This window comes from Cytophagales bacterium (assembly GCA_019456305.1).
Taxonomy (GTDB): Bacteria; Bacteroidota; Bacteroidia; order Cytophagales; family VRUD01; genus VRUD01.
Genome location: VRUD01000056.1, coordinates 1 through 16,715, shown reverse-complemented (window position 1 = coordinate 16,715; position 16,715 = coordinate 1). Strand labels below are relative to the sequence as shown.

The following is a 16,715-nucleotide window of genomic DNA, read 5'->3' as shown; positions in this document are numbered from 1 at the left end:
AAGCGAATTGGAGAATTTACCACCATCCTTTTTACAAGCAAATTGATGATTGTGTCCATTTATGGCTGACTAACTCCGCCATTTTTTTTGTCTGACTAACTCCGCCATTTATGGCGGAGATAATCAAACTATACAAACCCTGGGCTTTAGCCCTTATACTTATTAAAACCATATTTCTCCATAAATTCAGGGATTCTTTTTTTAGTTCCCCAAACACAATGTACCCAAATTCTAATATATGCCATGAGTGATTTACGTTAATTGGGCTAAAGCCCTGTCAATCTTATTCTTTAGTGTCCACGCCATAAATGGCGTGGTTAGTCATTCATACTTATTTCAAAGATATAAATTTTGGGCGACTTAAACGCCCATACCTATAATTTAATTTGATAATATCTATTGCAAAGGTAAGGGGTTTTTACAATACACCTTTTGTTTTTTAGTAAAACAATAGTTTCATAATCAACGATCAAGAACCAATTCTTTCAGCGTCTTCACCCACAACGGATGCGTATTAAGGCTTTCAACCATTTGCCACTTCTCCCCCCCGGATTCTTCAAATAATGCTCTGTATTCTTCTCCAACTTCAATAATAGTTTCCAGGCAATCAGCAACAAATGAGGGTGCAAAAGCAAGCACTCTCTTTTTTCCTTTTGCCGGCAACTGTCTTATGATTTCATCAGTATAAGGTTTTATCCATGGGTTTTTGCCAAGGCGCGACTGAAAACAAACCGTATAATCCTCCTCTTTTATCTCAAGGGCTTTAGCTAATAAACGTGAAGTTTCAAAGCACTGGGCACGATAACAATGCTTGTTCTGATGACCGATTTTTGCACAGCAACCATCTTCAATAAGGCAGCTTTTAGATTGATCGGCTTTTTTAATTTGTCTTTCCGGAAGTCCATGATAGGAAAATAGAATATGATCAAAGGCATTTTCCTGCAAGTGTTTTTTTCCGATTTCAACGAAAGCTTTGATAAACAGGGGATGATCATAAAAACTAACGAAGTACCTAATTTCAGGAATAACCTGCCAGGTCTTGATAATTTCCATTACTTTTGAATTAACTGAGCCGGTACTGGCCGAAGCATATTGAGGAAAGAGCGGGATCACAATTATTTTTTCCAATCTCTGCCCCTTTAATTGATCAAGTACAGCATTTATACCTGGATTCTGGTAACGCATTGCCAGACAAACAATACTGCCTTCTCCCAAAGCCTGTTGTAAAAGCTTGACTAATTTATTTCCATAAACTAATAGTGGGGAGCCTTGTTCAGTCCACAATTGTTTGTATAATTTTGCGGAATTAAGCGCTCTGAACGGAGCTATAATAAAGTTAACCAGAAAAAATCGCTTCAAAAAAGGGATGTCTATGACCCTTTTATCCATCAAAAACTCCCGGAGGTACTTTCTCACATCCTTAACCTGCGGGCTGTCAGGTGTACCGGTATTTACTAATAAAACGGCTGTTTTTTTTCTTTCCTGATACATCAAAACTGTGTTTAATAAAACCCGTTTCAATGGGTTTTATTCTGCCTGAAGTTGATTTTTTATTTTCTTTTTTCAAACAAAATTAATATTTAATTTATCCTTTTTGTAATATTGTGATGCTATAAAATTATTTTCTAATGAAAGCATACATTTCAAAACCTGTCATTGCGCATGGCGCATGGCGCATAGCGCATAGCGATGAACGCCATGCACTTACGCGCTATGCGCTATGCGCCATGCGCTATGCGCTTACTTTCCTTTTCTTCTTTTTCCTAAACAGCGTTTTAGGACAGGAGAATAAAAGAGTTACACTGGAAGACATCTGGTTAAATCATACTTTCAGAGAAAAATCTGTTCATAGCGTTAACTGGATGCGTAATGGGCAATATTATAGTTCATTGGAAACTGATTACGACCTGGGGATCAGCAACATTGTTAAATACGATATTACAACCGGTGAAAAGGTTGAGACAATTGTCAGGGGAGACGAGTTGGTGCCCAAAGGTGAGGATTACGCTATTATTTTTGACAGCTACCAATTCAGCACAGACGAATCCATGATACTTTTTGCCACAGAAACAGAACCTATTTACAGGCGTTCAACTAAAGCCAATTATTACGTTCTTCAACTGAAAAAACCGGTCATACTTAGCCGGGGAGGAAAACAATCTTACGCAACCTTCTCACCTGACGGGAGCAAGGTAGCTTTTACCCGTAATAATAATTTGTTTTATGTTGATTTAGACAGGATGAGTGAAAATCAGATCACCACAACCGGTGAATGGAACAAGATCATTGTTGGCAGCGCTGACTGGGTCTATGAAGAAGAATTTGCCTTTGCAAAAGCTTTTTTCTGGTCATCGGATGGTAAAAAGATCGCTTATTATACTTTTGACGAAAGCAGGGTTAAAGAATATAACATGCAGCTTTGGGGAGAATTGTACCCGGCTGATTATAAATTCAAATACCCAAAAGCAGGAGAAGATAATTCTATTGTTACCATCTCTGTATATGATATTGAAAATGACAAAACAGTCCGGATGAATATTGGCAATGAAAAAGACATTTACATCCCACGTATAAAATGGACGCATGACCCGAATACGCTCTCAATATTCAGGATGAACAGGCTACAAAATGTGCTGGAAATTTTGCATGCAAATGCCAAAACAGGAAAAACCGAGTTGATATTAAAGGAAACCAGCGCTACCTATATCAGCATCAATGATGACCTTACTTATTTAAAAAAGCGAAATGCTTTTGTTTATACAAGCGAAAAGGATGGCTTTAAGCACCTGTATTTATTTGACTTTTCCAACAAAAAGGAAAAGCAGATCACAAAGGGCAATTGGGAAGTAGATGACTTTACCGGCATTGACGAAAATACCAATACGCTCTATTTCACTTCTACCCAAGATTCGCCTCTGCAAAGACAATTTTACAGCATTGGTATTGACAGTACCTCAACATTCATGTTGAACATAGGAACTGCAAAAAAAGGCACCAACAGGATAGATATGAGTCCGGATTTTAAATATTACTTAGATTATCATTCTTCTGCCAACATTCCCACCGTTGTAAGTCTGCACAACGCACAAGATGGAGCGCGTATAAAAATATTAGAAGATAACTCAGCGCTAAATAGTACCCTGAGTGAATATGATATCAGCCCTAAAGATTTTTTTCAACTTACAACAACCGATGGTATAACATTGAACGGCTGGATGATAAAACCCACCGATTTTGATAAAAGGAAAAAGTACCCGGTTCTGATGTATGTATATGGCGGCCCTGGCTCACAGACGGTGACTGATGGCTGGAGCAGCCGCAATTATTACTGGTATCAATTATTGGCTCAGAAGGGTTATATTATTGTATCGGTGGACAACAGGGGAACGGGAGCAAGAGGTACAAAGTTCAAAAACATAACCTACGGCAGGCTTGGTGAATATGAAACCCGAGACCAGATTGAGGCGGCAAAGTACCTGGCATCTTTACCTTATGTGGATGGCTCAAGGATCGGTATCTGGGGCTGGAGTTATGGCGGCTATATGACCTCCTTATGTTTGACCTTAGGATCAGATTATTTCAAAGCCGGCATTGCCGTGGCGCCTGTTACGAGCTGGAGGTTCTATGACACCATTTATACCGAACGGTATTTAAAAAAACCACAGGACAATCCCAAAGGCTACGATGATTATTCCCCGATAACGCATGCTGATAAATTAAAAGGAGCATACTTGTTAATTCACGGCACGGGGGATGATAACGTACATTTTCAGAATACCGTGGAAATGCAGGTGGCATTGATCAAGGCGGGTAAGCAATTCACCTCATTTTATTACCCCAATAAAGCCCATGCTATTTATGGCGGGAAGACGCGGTTGCATCTTTACCAGATGATGACTGATTTTATTGTGGAGAATTTGTAAATTAACCGATATATTTGTAACTTTATATTTTTAAATGTTCTTTTTAATAATATTCACATAACTTTTATTTTTAAAAAATATCTAAATATATGCAAGCTATCAGAAAAATAATCAGAGTTCAAAATGGTAAGATACAAATTAAACTTCCATTTAGGTCTTCACCTGAGTATGTCGAAGTAATTATATTACCGTTTAAAAATAAGAATTCAGTAGATGATCGAGAAGAAATTATAAATAAGAAAGGCACTGCTTCAGACAAAAAAAAATTGATAAACTTCCAAAAATTATTGTTAGAAGGACCTGTTATGAGTGATGAAGATTATAATTATTTCGTAGAAAAAAGAAACCATTTTAACCAGTGGAAATAATTTGTTTAGATAGTACTGTTGTGATTGATTTTTATAGGAAAAAAACAGAAAGGAAAGAGTTTCCTATTCAAATTAAGTTCGTCTTATCAATTTTACATTTCAGCTATTGTAAAATATGAAATATATCGGGGTGATAAAGAAAAGGATGTTTTTTGGATTAATTTTTTTGGTAATGTCATAGAATAAGGTAGATAATATTACCAACTAATATGACAATACCTAAAGTAGAGGAATTAGAAAAAAAAGAGGCAACTAATTGGACAGATATAAAACGCTATAATCCAAAACTTGGAGCTTGCGGGTACGTGGGGAAATATATTTTTAAAAATAATGCTACGTATGATTTGCTTATTTAAAAAAAACTTTCTTAGTTTTATATGTAAATATTTACACTGATTTTTAGTTAAATTGAAAGTTGTGAAAGTAAAAACATTTTTGCTTTTGATGGTTTTAATGATAAGTGTTTCAGCATTTAGTCAAGACTTTTTGTGTCAAAAAGCAAAGTTTTTTAAGTCCGAATTGGAAAAATATATTAATCTTGGAGAAAAGATTGAGGTTATTGAACTCAATGATGGATATTATGATAATGGAGCAGGGGATATTGAGATTAATTATGGAGCTGGTTTATTTGTAAAAGAAGACATGAATGCCATCTATTATTTTCGTATGGAGAAAAATTATCCTTATCATAATAGATGTTACAAAATAATAGAACGAAGACCTTATTCTGAATATGTTAGAATTTTGGCAATTTGTAATAAAAGTTATACTATGATTGAAAAAAATGTTTGGAAAGGAAAGGAAGTTTGTAATATATCCTATTATGAGAGCTATTCTTTTGAAGTGAAAGTAGAAATAATAGATACCCCCCCTAAAGATGGGTATTTTCTTTTAGTACGGAGAATAGTAGGAGAAAGATATATTGAAAGATGATTTAATAAATGTTGGCTCTATGTGTGCGACTTAATGGCTCAGGATACAAACAATTATACAATACCATAAAGAAATAGTAACACTAAAAATATGGAAATCAAACAGAAACTGACAAATCAAATAGTAGGTAACATTGGACTTTATTATATCTGCTATGAATTATCAAAAAAGGGATGGAATGTTTTACCAACTTCAAGAAATACAAAGGGCGTTGATATTGTAATTTTCAACCACGATGCATCAACAAAACATACAATTCAAGTAAAGACCTTATCAAAAATTACTCCATTACCATTGGGAACAAACATTAATAATTTATTTGCAGACTTTTTAATAGTATGTGTACTGGAAGAAAATCCTCCAAAATTATATATTTTAAAAATGCACGAAATAAAAGAGAGTGATGAAATTAAAAATCAATTAGATAAAGCAAGTAAAAAAGGGCTATGGGCTTTAAATTCAAAAAGGGCTTGGGATAATTTCACCGAAAAATATTTGAATAATTGGGAAATAATAGGAAATGGATACTCAAATTAATCAAGTCCCATCAGAGTCTCCCGCAATTCCTAAATTCAAATATACCACGATCTTAAAAAGGGGACTCTGATGGATCTGGAATAGAAAGGACATTAAATAGTATTTGATTTCGTGTGCATCAGAGTCCCCTAATTAAGTTTTGGGTATATCTGACTGCAATGTGTTGACTTTTCGAAAACAGGCAGATAGGAAGTTTGTAGTGGCGGGAGACTCTGATGAAACTGGAATGTTATATATTATGAAACCATTAATAACACGTAAAATATCCTATGCAACCAAAGAGGAAAACTTCAAACAGCAAGCGTCCTATGCACTAACACTTACCATAGAAGAACGCATGAAATTATATTACCAGTTAATAAAGATGGGCTATATTATAGCTGGCTATGATGTTGACAAACATCGTATTAAAAGAATAATTTATTATGCAGAATAGAGAACTTCCTAAGGATTTCAGAGATTTCATAACATGTCTCAATAAATACCAGGTGGAATATCTTTTAATAGGTGGTTATGCAGTAGGTGCTTATGGATATCTGCGTTTTACTAATGATCTCGATATATTTATTAATGCTACCGATAATAATGCCAAAAAAATGATAGCATCATGCACGGAGTTCGGTATTCCAAAAGAACAGATTCGTAAGGAAATGTTTTTGGTATCCAAAATGATAAGAATAGGAGATTTGCCATTCCGTATAGAAATTCTAAAAAAGTTAGACACAGTAGATTTTAAATATGCTTATGATAGGAGAAAGATTGCAAATATTGATGATATACAGGTAAATGTAGTTTCCTTAGATGATTTGATATTGCTTAAAAAAGCTGCTGCAAAGGGTAGAACCAAAGCAAGGGATAAAGAAGACCTTAATTATCTTGAGGAACTAAAAAGACAAGATAAAAATTAATAAAACAGAATTTATTGTCAATAAAATTCTTTTAGAAATCAAAAAAATCAAAGAAGTACCAACAGCAGAAGGTTACAACAGATGGGCGGCCATTTATGAATCCAATGAAAACCCGTTAATGGCATTGGATGAGCTGAAATTTGTAGAAAATATTGACCCCATTGTAAAAGGAGAAAAAGTAGTTGACCTTGGCTGCGGTACAGGAAGGTTTACAATATGGCTTTCAAGATCAGGAGCAGAAGTAACGGGTGTTGACTTTTCAGAAGAAATGTTAAAAATAGCGAAAGAAAAAAGTAATAACAATATTGAATATATAGTACACGATCTATCAAAACCATTTCCCTTCAAAACAGGTTCCTTTGATAAAGTTATCAGCACTTTGGTGTTAGAGCATATCGCTGATTTAGGACTGTTTTTTAAAGAAATAAAAAGAATTTGCAAAAGATCAGGTGCTATTTATGTTTCTGCCATGCATCCTGCAATGATGTTAAAAGGCAACCAGGCAAATTTTACCGATCCGCTATCGGGTGATGAAATAAGGCCAAAGGGGTACCCCAATCAAATAGCAGACTTTGTAGTAAACATCAATAAAGCAGGGTTGCTGATTGAAGATATGAAAGAATATGTGTGTACAAAAGAACTTGCAGATAAATTTCCAAAGGCTGTCAAATATTTCAACTGGCCTATATTATTAAGTTTTAAATTGAAAATTATTTGATTAAGGCAGTGCGCAGAAATAAGTTGGTAGAGATGGCGTAGTAATTTTGTTCTTTTTCAAGGCACAAAATCCTTGAATAGCACAGCTATTCAAGGATTTTGTAACGAAGAAAAAGGATAAAAGAACAAGCCAGAATGCCAAGTTATTTCTGCGCACTGCCTAACCTGTATTTTTGCCTATCAAAAAATTTTATGTACGTTTGCCCGGTGAAATTCTGGCCAAAGCCGGAATTCCCCGAATACAGTGGGGTATGTTTCACGGGGTTGAACCCCTTATTTTTAACATTTAAAATTTACTATTATGGAAAACAAGATCAACATCGGCCGGGTTATATTAGGTGGTATAGCTGGCGGTATCGTAATGTTAGTCATTGGCTTTGTTATTCATGCTGTTCTGTTGGAAGAGTATTATGTTCATTTTCAGTCAGTTGGCTCCGTACTTTCTGAGCCCCGGCCGGGGATAGGAAGTATTCTGATGTTCCCAATAACTATCCTGCTGGGAATACCTTTAGCTTTCTTGTATGTTTTGAGCAGAAAACATTTAGGGGCAGGTCCGAAAACAGCCTTAATTGTCGGATTTTTGGTAGGTCTGATGGGATTATCAGTCGCTTCTGCTATGTATTCATTTTATAATCTTGGCCGCATGATCCCTTTTGGAATGGGAGTGGATTTTATGCTGGAATGTATTGGTGGAGCTTTAATTGCCGGGCTGCTGTATAAGGACAAGTAAATTTATAGAACAAGCTTTGCCCCGAAATTTCACAGGGTAAATATTTTAGAAATAGACCAAAATGTTGATTATTCTTATGTTGATTATTCTTATGTTGATAATTTTAACTATTTTTGCATAACCATTTACAAATTAAATTTATGAAGCATCTTGTTTTAAAAATACCCGAGCGTGAATTTTCTTTCTTTATGAAGGTGGTTAAAAATTTCTCTTTCATAGAAGTGGATGAAAAAAGAAATAAGTTGTTGGATATAGAGGAAAAACTCACACCGGGAAAACGGAAAATATGGGAGAGTATAAAAGAAGGACTTCGCGAGGTACAACTCATAGAACAAGGTAAAATGAAAGCCAAAACAGCCAAAGAGTTTCTCTATGAGTTATAATCTTATCGTTACCCCTACTTTTGATAGGGCTGCAAAACCTTTGCTGAAAAAATTCAAGACACTTAAAACTGATTTAGTTAAACTATTCACATCGCTGCAAGAAGACCCCAAGCAAGGAAAATCATTAGGAAAAGATTGTTATAAATTACGTATGGCAATTACCGCAAAAGGTAAGGGTAAAAGTGGCGGTGCACGTATAATTACTTACGTAAAAGTGGTAGTACAAAAGATTTTTCTGCTAACTATCTACGATAAATCCCAGAAAGAGGACATTTCGTATAAGGAATTAAATGAACTTCTAAAATATGTGCAGTAAAACCTAACTTTTCAGCGCTGTCAATCTGGAATAGAAAGGACATTAAATAGTATTTGATTTCGTGTGCATCAGAGTCCCCTAATTAAGTTTTGGGTATATCTGACTGCAATGTGTTGACTTTTCGAAAACAGGCAGATAGGAAGTTTGTAGTGGCGGGAGACTCTGATGAAACTGGAAACAAGAGGCAATCTCGACTGGACTATTGAAATGAAAATATTCAAACTTTATTTAGCACCTGCTTTAGTAGCAATTCTGACAGGAACAACCTATTTCTATAGTTATAGTGATATTATATTGGAAGAAATGCCTTGGATTAGGTATAGTATTGTGTTAACCATTAATACATCCGGGTGGAGTTATGCATTTGCTTATCTTAAAAGTAAAGGTCATTTAACTAGCACAATAGGAGCCACAATACTTTTCGGAATACTTTTTTGCCCAATGACCATTCTATTATTGTTACCATCGTACGATGATTTTGGGGAATTGGCAACAACTGGATTAATAACTACAATGGTGATAATAAATATCATTCATTGTAGCTTTTTCTATATTATTCAGAAATCACACGATAAAAATAAAACATGATTCCATGAGAAGAACAATTGGATTTCTTTGCATTATCTGGCTGACATTATGAGTTCGCAAAGATTTTTCATGCCCGAACTCGGCAGACAAATCTTCAACATCATAAAACTTCAAATCCTTGTTTTGAGAATTTGAAGGATAATATTGAAAATTGCATTGGAACTTGGTACAAGATAGTAAGAAAAACGAGTTTGAACTAACTGACTTTGTTTTGACTGTTCTGTATGAACTAATTGGTTTTGTTTTGACTTTTTTAACTATGATTAAAGAAAACTAAAAATACTTGCACCAACAATGATAAGTATTTATTATGAAAAACCTACAAATAAAATACAATCTCTTAACTTTTAATTTCTTATCTTCTTAAAATGGGAATTGATTACTTCTGCTCTCTTTGGTTACAGATAGCCTGATTTTACACTTACGTATTTCTATCTATGTAAAAATACAGAATTTTCCTTTTTAATCCAATATTTCATACCAATAAAAATATCTCACCGTTTTAAATAACAAAAAAGGACGGTGTACACAGTGTACACAAAGCTTTTTTCTCATTTTTTTATATCTGCAATCAAATTGGGTGACATCCGGTAGTTTTTGGAATAAAGAATTAAGAGTTTAACTGTATAAAATGTTATGAAAAAAGCCCCATTAATATATCCTGCACTATTGATAATTTTATTATTAGTTAGTATCAATATTTTTGCACAGGTTAATGTAAGTCAAGCCGAAGCAAAAAAAGCATTAGAATTACTTGACAAACTGTTGGGAACGGAAGAAGAAGACCAATCTGATACTGACATGGTTGAAAAAGTAAAGGTGATTTATGATGATACTGTCCGTAGTGTTGTAATTAAATACGAGAGAAAATGGCAGGATGAAAGATTATTTATGCTTCTTTTAAATATTACCCGTATTTTAACACTTCGGCATCCTCTGATAGGTGTACGTACTTTTAAAATGCAGGAAGGTGCATATGCCCATTCAAAGGATATGGCTGAAATTGATAGTATGAGTCATGATAATTTTAATAAAAGACATAAAAAGTACAATTTTTCAGGCGAGAATGTTGTATGGATTTTTTATACCCACCATTATGACAGAGTTGGTGTTGCAGCATTTGAATTCTACTGGAGTTGGCTGACATCAAAAGGACACAGGCAGAATATGCTTAGCCGGGATTATCTTTTTACAGGAGTTGGTTTCTGTAAAAGAGAAACAATAAGATACAACATACATGGACACGTAATGTGGCATTATGCTGATGTCTATGGCACTCAGGTATTTAGATAATTCATTTAATAACAGCTTAATTATGAAAAAGATAGTTATTATATTGTTATTTAGCTTATGTTGGGCTTGTGGGTATTCCCAAGCAAATAAAAGAATTATTGAGATTTGCGATAGTCTTTTAGGGAAAAAAGTAGGTGGAGGTCATTGTCGTCATTTTACTAATTATGTATTGAATAAATTTTTTGACAATGAGGAAAAATACGTTTTAACTTTTCAATGGAAAGATAAATTTCCTTCTTGGGCTGGCAGGTTCTCTCCTTTATGGGAGCGAATACCGTATGATTTGACTTTGTGCCCCGGTGATAAGATACTGATTAAAAGAGGTACTATATTATCCTTTACTGACCCATTTGAGGAACAGAAATTCAAACGTGGGCATGTAGCATTTATTCATCATTGGGTTGATGAGTGTACCGTTGCTTTAATTCACCAGTATAAACCAAAAAGTGTGTGTATAGATAATTTTGAAATTTGTAAAATGTATAAAGGCAAAATGAAAATTACGAGAGTTGAAGAAAATTAAATCAATATCGGTATCTTCGTCATCGGTTCCTTCGTCTTAACTTTTGTATCGTTCCTCTTTTTCTTTGATATGATACCCGACCGTATTCCGTCTTAACATAACTTGCTTTTTCACGTCCCACGCTCAATCTTTTTTCTTTTTTTATTTTCTTCTTTGCTTCCTCATGAATTTTTATAGGGGTTCCGGGCCAACTGTCAATTGCTCCCGAGTACTCGGGATGTATAAAAAAAAATAGAATATTCATCGTAAATTATGCATGATTTAATTTTAAATGCGGTGAATAAATCTTACTTTTGTCGCAAATATTGCGGAGAATGAAAGTTTATATCTATCAAAAAGACAGTTGGCCTAACTTTAATTGGAACAATGAAAAATTGTTACCACTATTGGGTAAGGTTCGTAATCTCCAAGGGAAATTAGTCGGAAAAATGGAATCCCTTGGTTTTGAATTACGTAGTGAGGCGGTTCTGGAAACCCTTACTCTTGACGTTTTAAAAACTACAGAAATTGAAGGTAAAATCCTAAATCCTGAACAAGTTCGTTCTTCTATTGCCCGTAGATTAGGAATGGATGTTTCAGGACTAATTCCATCAGACAGAGATGTTGACGGAGCCGTGGACATGATGCTTGATGCAACTCAAAACTTTGATAAACCGTTAACCAGAGAAAGACTTTTTGATTGGCATTTTGCACTTTTTCCAACAGAACGAAGCGGAATGTATAAAATTATAGTTGGCAATTGGAGGGATGATTCAACTGGTCCTATGCAAGTAGTATCTGGCGCACTTGGAAAAGAAAAAGTTCATTATCAAGCGCCTGATGCTTCTGAAATCGAAAATGAAATAAATCAGTTTTTAATTTGGTTTAATGACAATGATGACCAAGACCTGGTCATAAAAGCGGGCATAGCACATTTATGGTTTATAACCTTGCATCCATTTGAAGATGGGAATGGTAGAATTGCTCGTGCGATTACGGATATGCTTTTAGCCAAATCCGATGGAATTTCTCAGAGATTTTATAGCATGTCTGCACAAATTCGTAGAGAAAGAAAGGAATATTACAATGTTTTGGAAAAAACACAAAAAGGAACTGTTGATATAACGAATTGGATTGAATGGTTTTTAAACTGCTTACTAAACTCTTTAAATTCATCAAATCAAACTCTAAGAAAAGTAATATTCAAACATAGATTTTGGAACAAGAATGCAGATAAACTTCAAAATAACAGGCAAAAACTTCTGTTAAACAAATTATTAGATGGATTTGATGGGAAGTTGACTTCTTCTAAATGGGCAAAAGTTGCTAAATGTTCAACTGACACCGCATTACGTGACATTCAAGATTTGATGAATAAAAAAATATTAAGAAAATCAGAAGGCGGTGGAAGGAGTACAAGCTATGAATTGATTGAATTGAACGTAAAAACATAAGCCCAGCAGGTAACAATTTGTAAAAGTAATTAGAAGAAAAGCTTGAAGAATAAACGAGCGGTAACACGAATACAAAAAATTTTGAAATTCCGAGACGACAAGTTAATCCCCTTAGAGATTAATTTTTTTATAGAGAATCATTCTTCCACCAGCACACATTTATTACTCCTGATATCGTCTTCTATCTTTTTGAACTTTATGTCTTTTTTTACAGTACCATCTGCATATTGCACGGTTACTTTTTGATTTCTGCCAACAATTTTCTCTGATTTTGCCGGCATAGTCGCTTCAGCAGCCTGACGATTAGTTGCCATTTCAGGCTGGCCATTCGTCAATAATGATTGGCTATCTTCCTTATTTTCCTTCAAATTCTGCATACTGGCGGGTCTCTTTGCTTCCTGTACCTGTTCGGGTTCCTGCACAGGTATATCTGCTCTGAACAGGAATGAGATGGTTTCCTCATTTACCTTGCCAATCATTTGTTTAAAAAGCTCAAATGCCTCAAATTTATAGATCAGGAGCGGGTCTTTTTGTTCATAAACAGCGCTTTGAACAGATTGCTTCAGGTCATCCATTGCCCGCAAATGCTCGGTCCACGCCTGGTCAATGATTGCCAGCGAGATGAACTTTTCCATGGAGGTTACCAGCTCAACACATTTGGTTTCAACAGATTTTTTAAGGTTGGCAACTACAGCGATCTGTTTGATGCCATCGGTAAAAGGCACGACTACATTTTCAATGGTAGCGCCTCTGGTTTTATGGATATTTTTAATTACCGGGAACGATTTTTCTGCTATTGCCTGCTTCTTACGATTATAGAAGATATAGGCTTCATCATAAAGTTTTTGTGTCAGGTCATCAGCTTTTAATTTTTCAAATTCCTCCTCCCCAATTTCAGTATTGAGCGCTAACGTTTTGATCACATTAAGCTTGAAATTCTCAATATTGCCTGGCGCCTGGTTATTCAGCACAATATCTTCACACGCATCATAGAGCATATTGAGGATATCTACTTCAAGCCTATCTCCAAAAAGGGCATTTTTTCTTCTTTTATAGACCACTTCCCGCTGCGAATTCATCACATTATCATATTCCAATAATCTTTTCCGGACTCCGAAGTTGTTTTGTTCTACCTTTTTCTGCGCTCTTTCAATTGATTTGCTGATCATTGAATGCTGTATCACTTCACCTTCTTCAATACCAAGCCTGTCCATGATCCTCGCAATCCTGTCAGAGCCAAAAAGCCGCATCAGGTTATCTTCAAGCGATACAAAGAACTGGGAAGTTCCGGCATCTCCCTGCCTGGCTGAACGACCTCTCAACTGCCTGTCTACACGCCTTGATTCGTGCCTTTCTGTCCCGATGATGGCAAGCCCGCCAGCATCTCTTGATTCAGGAGCAAGCTTAATATCCGTACCACGACCCGCCATGTTGGTTGCAATTGTAACAGTACCGGAAACTCCTGCATTAGCGACAACTTCAGCTTCCTTTTGATGAAATTTGGCATTCAACACCTGGTGTTTGATATTTCTTAATTTCAACATCCTGCTTAACAGCTCTGAATTTTCTACGGAAGTTGTACCTAAGAGCGATGGCCTTCCCTCTTTGGAAAGCGCTGCGATCTCATCAGCCACAGCATTATACTTTTCCCTCATAGTCTTATATACAAAGTCTTGCCTGTCATCCCTGATACAAGGCTCATTGGTTGGAATAACCACTACGTCAAGCTTATAGATTTCCCAGAGTTCGCCAGCTTCTGTTTCTGCAGTACCTGTCATACCGCAGAGTTTGTGGTACATTCTGAAATAATTCTGCAAGGTAACGGTAGCGTAGGTCTGTGTAGCATCTTCTACTTTTACATTTTCTTTGGCTTCTATCGCCTGGTGCAAGCCATCCGAATACCGTCTGCCTTCCAAAACACGGCCTGTCTGCTCATCAACTATCTTTACTTTGCCATCTACCAGGATGTAATCAACATCTTTTTCAAAGAGCGTATAGGCTTTTAACAACTGATTGACAGCATGGATTCTTTGGGATTTGGCGGCATAATTCTTCAGGAGATCCTCTTTCTTTTGAAGCTTATCTTCATCTGAAATCGCTTTATCGTTTTCTATAACGGCAATTTCAGAACCAATATCAGGTAAGATGAAGAAATGCTGGTCTTCTCCTTCACCAGTTATCAGGTCGATTCCTTTCTCAGTAAGGTCTATGGTATTATTTTTTTCATCAATCGTAAAGTAAAGAGGAGCATCTGCCTCAGGCATCATTTTCTGATTGTCCTGCAAATAAAAGTTTTCGGTTTTCAGTAATTTTGCTTTGATATTTGGTTCACTCAGGTATTTGATCAGGGGTTTATATTTGGGAAGTCCCCTGAATGCCCTGAAAAGTGCGTGCCCTCCTTCCTTATCGCCCTTTTCGCTTAATTTGTTTTTTGCTTCATTTAAAAAACTGCCTACCACTTTCTTTTGTGCTTCAAAAAGGCGGGCAATCCTGGGCCTGAGCTCATAAAACTCATGTTCATCCCCCTTTGGAACAGGACCGGAAATGATCAAAGGCGTTCGTGCATCATCAATAAGTACAGAATCAACTTCATCTACCATGGTATAATGGAGTTTTCTCTGTACCAGATCATCCGGGTTCCTTGCCATGTTATCACGCAGGTAGTCAAAGCCGAATTCGTTATTGGTGCCATAGGTTACATCTGCGTTGTAGGCATTTTTTCTTTCTTCGGAGTTGGGTTCATATTTATCAATGCAATCAACCGTAAGCCCGTGAAATTCAATGATCGGGCCCATCCATTCAGCATCCCTGGTTGCCAGGTAATTATTTACCGTAACGATATGCACGCCTCTTTTAGCAAGTGCATTGAGGAAGGATGGTAAAGTTGCGACCAATGTTTTTCCTTCACCGGTAGCCATTTCGGCAACCTTTCCCTGGTGCAGCACGATGCCGCCTACAAGCTGAACATCATAATGTACCATATCCCAGGTTGTTTCATTACCCCGCACATCCCACTTATTATACCAGACAGCCTTTTCGCCCTTTATCTCTACATGACTTTTCTCACCGGCAATTTTTTTATCATGAAATGTGGCGGTAACTTCTAATTGTTCGTTCTCTTTAAACCTCCTGGCAGTTTCCTTCACGATGGCAAAAGCTTTTGGAAGGGCTTCCATTAATACATCTTCTAATTGCTCGTTTCTGCCTTCTTCTAATTTGTCAACCTGGTTAAAGATCTCCTCCTTTTCATAGATAACCATTTCAGGATCATCTTCTATCTTCTGGTTCAGCCCAGCAATTTGTTCATCGGTTGCTTTGAGCCTTTCATCAATAAAAGCCTTTACTTCCGTGGTCTTTGCTCTAAGCTCATCATTTGAAATTTCCTGAAGCTTACTAAACTCATCTTTGATCAATTCAATGATAGGGATAAGTTTCTTGATATCCTTTTCTGACTTACTGCCAAAGACTTTGGAAAGTACTTTGATGATTATTTCGATCATGATCGGTTATTGATTTATAATGACAAATTTACGAAATTATTGTTAAACCCGTAGAATTTTCACAAATAATACAGTTTCTCTCCCGAGTACTCGGGATCGGTTTTCAGTTACCGGTTTTACGGTTATTCAGTTGTCGGTCATAATGAAACCACTAATTACACGAATTACACTAATTAATAATTACACTAATTTAATTTGTGTAATTCGTGTAATTCGTGGTTTCATCCATTATTTTTATTCTTCATCGGTTGTCGGTCATTCAGTTGTCTGCCATAAGTTTTTTAGCAACAAAACCGGTTATCTGACCCGCCTGCCTCTTTTTATGCCTGTGCATGGCGGGCAGGTAACTGAAAACCGCTAAACAGATAAACCCAGCGCATAGCGCAAAGAGCATGGCGCATAGCGCATGGCGTAAAGCGCAGCAGAACCTCTTTTTCTTATTTTCTTCGCTTTCCTTCGCTACCCCCTAATCCCGAGTACTCGGGAGAATTCCCACGCTCTCCTATCCCGAGTACTTGGGAGTGGCTTGAGGGTAGGCAAGTCCCCTTTAGGGGATTTAGGGG

Annotated in this window: 18 protein-coding genes; 15 read left to right on the top strand and 3 right to left on the bottom strand. The window is 36.2% G+C overall.

Annotated features, from left to right (window positions below; all coding sequences use genetic code 11):
* Positions 1 to 462: 462 nt before the first annotated feature.
* The gene (locus FVQ77_12175; protein ID MBW8051070.1) at positions 463 to 1,491 is read right to left on the bottom strand and encodes a ferrochelatase; all 1,029 of its coding nucleotides are present in this window, start codon (positions 1,489 to 1,491) and stop codon (positions 463 to 465) included.
* Between the two features lie 236 nt (positions 1,492 to 1,727).
* Here FVQ77_12175 and FVQ77_12170 point away from each other — a divergent pair, with 236 nt between their 5' ends.
* The 13 genes from FVQ77_12170 to FVQ77_12110 all read left to right on the top strand — a co-directional run bounded on the left by FVQ77_12170 (position 1,728) and on the right by FVQ77_12110 (position 11,219).
* Entirely contained in the window at positions 1,728 to 3,923 is a 2,196-nt protein-coding gene (locus FVQ77_12170; protein MBW8051069.1) for a S9 family peptidase, read from the top strand.
* An 89-nt stretch (positions 3,924 to 4,012) separates the two neighbouring features.
* Positions 4,013 to 4,291, top strand: a complete 279-nt coding sequence (locus tag FVQ77_12165) for a hypothetical protein (protein ID MBW8051068.1) — start codon at positions 4,013 to 4,015, stop codon at positions 4,289 to 4,291.
* Positions 4,292 to 4,810: 519 nt separating this feature from the next.
* Positions 4,811 to 5,224: a hypothetical protein gene (locus FVQ77_12160; protein MBW8051067.1), complete on the top strand. Its 414-nt coding sequence runs from the start codon at positions 4,811 to 4,813 to the stop codon at positions 5,222 to 5,224.
* Between the two features lie 90 nt (positions 5,225 to 5,314).
* The gene (locus FVQ77_12155; protein MBW8051066.1) at positions 5,315 to 5,761 is read left to right on the top strand and encodes a hypothetical protein; all 447 of its coding nucleotides are present in this window, start codon (positions 5,315 to 5,317) and stop codon (positions 5,759 to 5,761) included.
* 238 nt (positions 5,762 to 5,999) lie between these two features.
* Positions 6,000 to 6,197 carry a hypothetical protein gene (locus FVQ77_12150; protein ID MBW8051065.1) on the top strand — a complete coding sequence of 66 codons (198 nt, stop codon included), beginning with the start codon at positions 6,000 to 6,002 and terminating at the stop codon, positions 6,195 to 6,197.
* Positions 6,187 to 6,669, top strand: coding sequence for a hypothetical protein (locus tag FVQ77_12145; protein MBW8051064.1), 483 nt, complete (start codon positions 6,187 to 6,189; stop codon positions 6,667 to 6,669). The genes FVQ77_12150 and FVQ77_12145 overlap by 11 nt, the downstream gene beginning before the upstream one ends.
* A gap of 118 nt (positions 6,670 to 6,787) precedes the next feature.
* Positions 6,788 to 7,387 (top strand): class I SAM-dependent methyltransferase, encoded by a 600-nt coding sequence (locus FVQ77_12140; protein MBW8051063.1) that lies wholly within the window; start codon positions 6,788 to 6,790, stop codon positions 7,385 to 7,387.
* A gap of 300 nt (positions 7,388 to 7,687) precedes the next feature.
* Entirely contained in the window at positions 7,688 to 8,116 is a 429-nt protein-coding gene (locus FVQ77_12135) for a hypothetical protein (GenBank protein ID MBW8051062.1), read from the top strand.
* Between the two features lie 140 nt (positions 8,117 to 8,256).
* Complete coding sequence (locus tag FVQ77_12130) at positions 8,257 to 8,499, top strand: hypothetical protein (protein MBW8051061.1); 243 nt, start codon at positions 8,257 to 8,259, stop codon at positions 8,497 to 8,499.
* Positions 8,489 to 8,815, top strand: a complete 327-nt coding sequence (locus FVQ77_12125; protein ID MBW8051060.1) for a hypothetical protein — start codon at positions 8,489 to 8,491, stop codon at positions 8,813 to 8,815. The genes FVQ77_12130 and FVQ77_12125 overlap by 11 nt, the downstream gene beginning before the upstream one ends.
* A 207-nt stretch (positions 8,816 to 9,022) precedes the next feature.
* Positions 9,023 to 9,403: a hypothetical protein gene (locus FVQ77_12120; GenBank protein ID MBW8051059.1), complete on the top strand. Its 381-nt coding sequence runs from the start codon at positions 9,023 to 9,025 to the stop codon at positions 9,401 to 9,403.
* Positions 9,404 to 10,039: 636 nt separating this feature from the next.
* On the top strand, positions 10,040 to 10,696 hold the full coding sequence (locus FVQ77_12115; protein MBW8051058.1) for a CAP domain-containing protein: 657 nt from the start codon (positions 10,040 to 10,042) through the stop codon (positions 10,694 to 10,696).
* A gap of 22 nt (positions 10,697 to 10,718) precedes the next feature.
* The gene (locus FVQ77_12110) at positions 10,719 to 11,219 is read left to right on the top strand and encodes a hypothetical protein (protein ID MBW8051057.1); all 501 of its coding nucleotides are present in this window, start codon (positions 10,719 to 10,721) and stop codon (positions 11,217 to 11,219) included.
* 19 nt (positions 11,220 to 11,238) lie between these two features.
* On the opposite strand, the gene FVQ77_12105 is transcribed toward FVQ77_12110, so the two are convergent.
* Entirely contained in the window at positions 11,239 to 11,463 is a 225-nt protein-coding gene (locus FVQ77_12105; protein MBW8051056.1) for a hypothetical protein, read from the bottom strand.
* 70 nt (positions 11,464 to 11,533) lie between these two features.
* Between FVQ77_12105 and FVQ77_12100 the strand changes: the two genes are divergently transcribed.
* Positions 11,534 to 12,652: a Fic family protein gene (locus FVQ77_12100; protein MBW8051055.1), complete on the top strand. Its 1,119-nt coding sequence runs from the start codon at positions 11,534 to 11,536 to the stop codon at positions 12,650 to 12,652.
* 137 nt (positions 12,653 to 12,789) lie between these two features.
* Here the strand turns inward: FVQ77_12100 and secA are convergent, their stop codons facing one another.
* The gene (gene secA / locus FVQ77_12095; protein ID MBW8051054.1) at positions 12,790 to 16,152 is read right to left on the bottom strand and encodes a preprotein translocase subunit SecA; all 3,363 of its coding nucleotides are present in this window, start codon (positions 16,150 to 16,152) and stop codon (positions 12,790 to 12,792) included.
* A 142-nt stretch (positions 16,153 to 16,294) separates the two neighbouring features.
* On the opposite strand from secA, the gene FVQ77_12090 reads away from it, so the two are divergent.
* The gene (locus tag FVQ77_12090; protein ID MBW8051053.1) at positions 16,295 to 16,513 is read left to right on the top strand and encodes a hypothetical protein; all 219 of its coding nucleotides are present in this window, start codon (positions 16,295 to 16,297) and stop codon (positions 16,511 to 16,513) included.
* Positions 16,514 to 16,715 lie beyond the last annotated feature (202 nt).

Bases quoted from the DNA above. Each gene is read 5' to 3' on its own strand.
- FVQ77_12175 (MBW8051070.1), bottom strand. From the start codon at position 1,491: ATGTATCAGGAAAGAAAAAAAACAGCCGTTTTATTAGTAAATACCGGT.
- FVQ77_12170 (MBW8051069.1), top strand. From the start codon at position 1,728: ATGCGCTATGCGCTTACTTTCCTTTTCTTCTTTTTCCTAAACAGCGTT.
- FVQ77_12165 (MBW8051068.1), top strand. From the start codon at position 4,013: ATGCAAGCTATCAGAAAAATAATCAGAGTTCAAAATGGTAAGATACAA.
- FVQ77_12155 (MBW8051066.1), top strand. From the start codon at position 5,315: ATGGAAATCAAACAGAAACTGACAAATCAAATAGTAGGTAACATTGGA.
- FVQ77_12150 (MBW8051065.1), top strand. From the start codon at position 6,000: ATGAAACCATTAATAACACGTAAAATATCCTATGCAACCAAAGAGGAA.
- FVQ77_12145 (MBW8051064.1), top strand. From the start codon at position 6,187: ATGCAGAATAGAGAACTTCCTAAGGATTTCAGAGATTTCATAACATGT.
- FVQ77_12140 (MBW8051063.1), top strand. From the start codon at position 6,788: ATGGCATTGGATGAGCTGAAATTTGTAGAAAATATTGACCCCATTGTA.
- FVQ77_12135 (MBW8051062.1), top strand. From the start codon at position 7,688: ATGGAAAACAAGATCAACATCGGCCGGGTTATATTAGGTGGTATAGCT.
- FVQ77_12130 (MBW8051061.1), top strand. From the start codon at position 8,257: ATGAAGCATCTTGTTTTAAAAATACCCGAGCGTGAATTTTCTTTCTTT.
- FVQ77_12125 (MBW8051060.1), top strand. From the start codon at position 8,489: ATGAGTTATAATCTTATCGTTACCCCTACTTTTGATAGGGCTGCAAAA.
- FVQ77_12120 (MBW8051059.1), top strand. From the start codon at position 9,023: ATGAAAATATTCAAACTTTATTTAGCACCTGCTTTAGTAGCAATTCTG.
- FVQ77_12115 (MBW8051058.1), top strand. From the start codon at position 10,040: ATGAAAAAAGCCCCATTAATATATCCTGCACTATTGATAATTTTATTA.
- FVQ77_12110 (MBW8051057.1), top strand. From the start codon at position 10,719: ATGAAAAAGATAGTTATTATATTGTTATTTAGCTTATGTTGGGCTTGT.
- FVQ77_12105 (MBW8051056.1), bottom strand. From the start codon at position 11,463: ATGAATATTCTATTTTTTTTTATACATCCCGAGTACTCGGGAGCAATT.
- FVQ77_12100 (MBW8051055.1), top strand. From the start codon at position 11,534: ATGAAAGTTTATATCTATCAAAAAGACAGTTGGCCTAACTTTAATTGG.
- secA (MBW8051054.1), bottom strand. From the start codon at position 16,152: ATGATCGAAATAATCATCAAAGTACTTTCCAAAGTCTTTGGCAGTAAG.
- FVQ77_12090 (MBW8051053.1), top strand. From the start codon at position 16,295: ATGAAACCACTAATTACACGAATTACACTAATTAATAATTACACTAAT.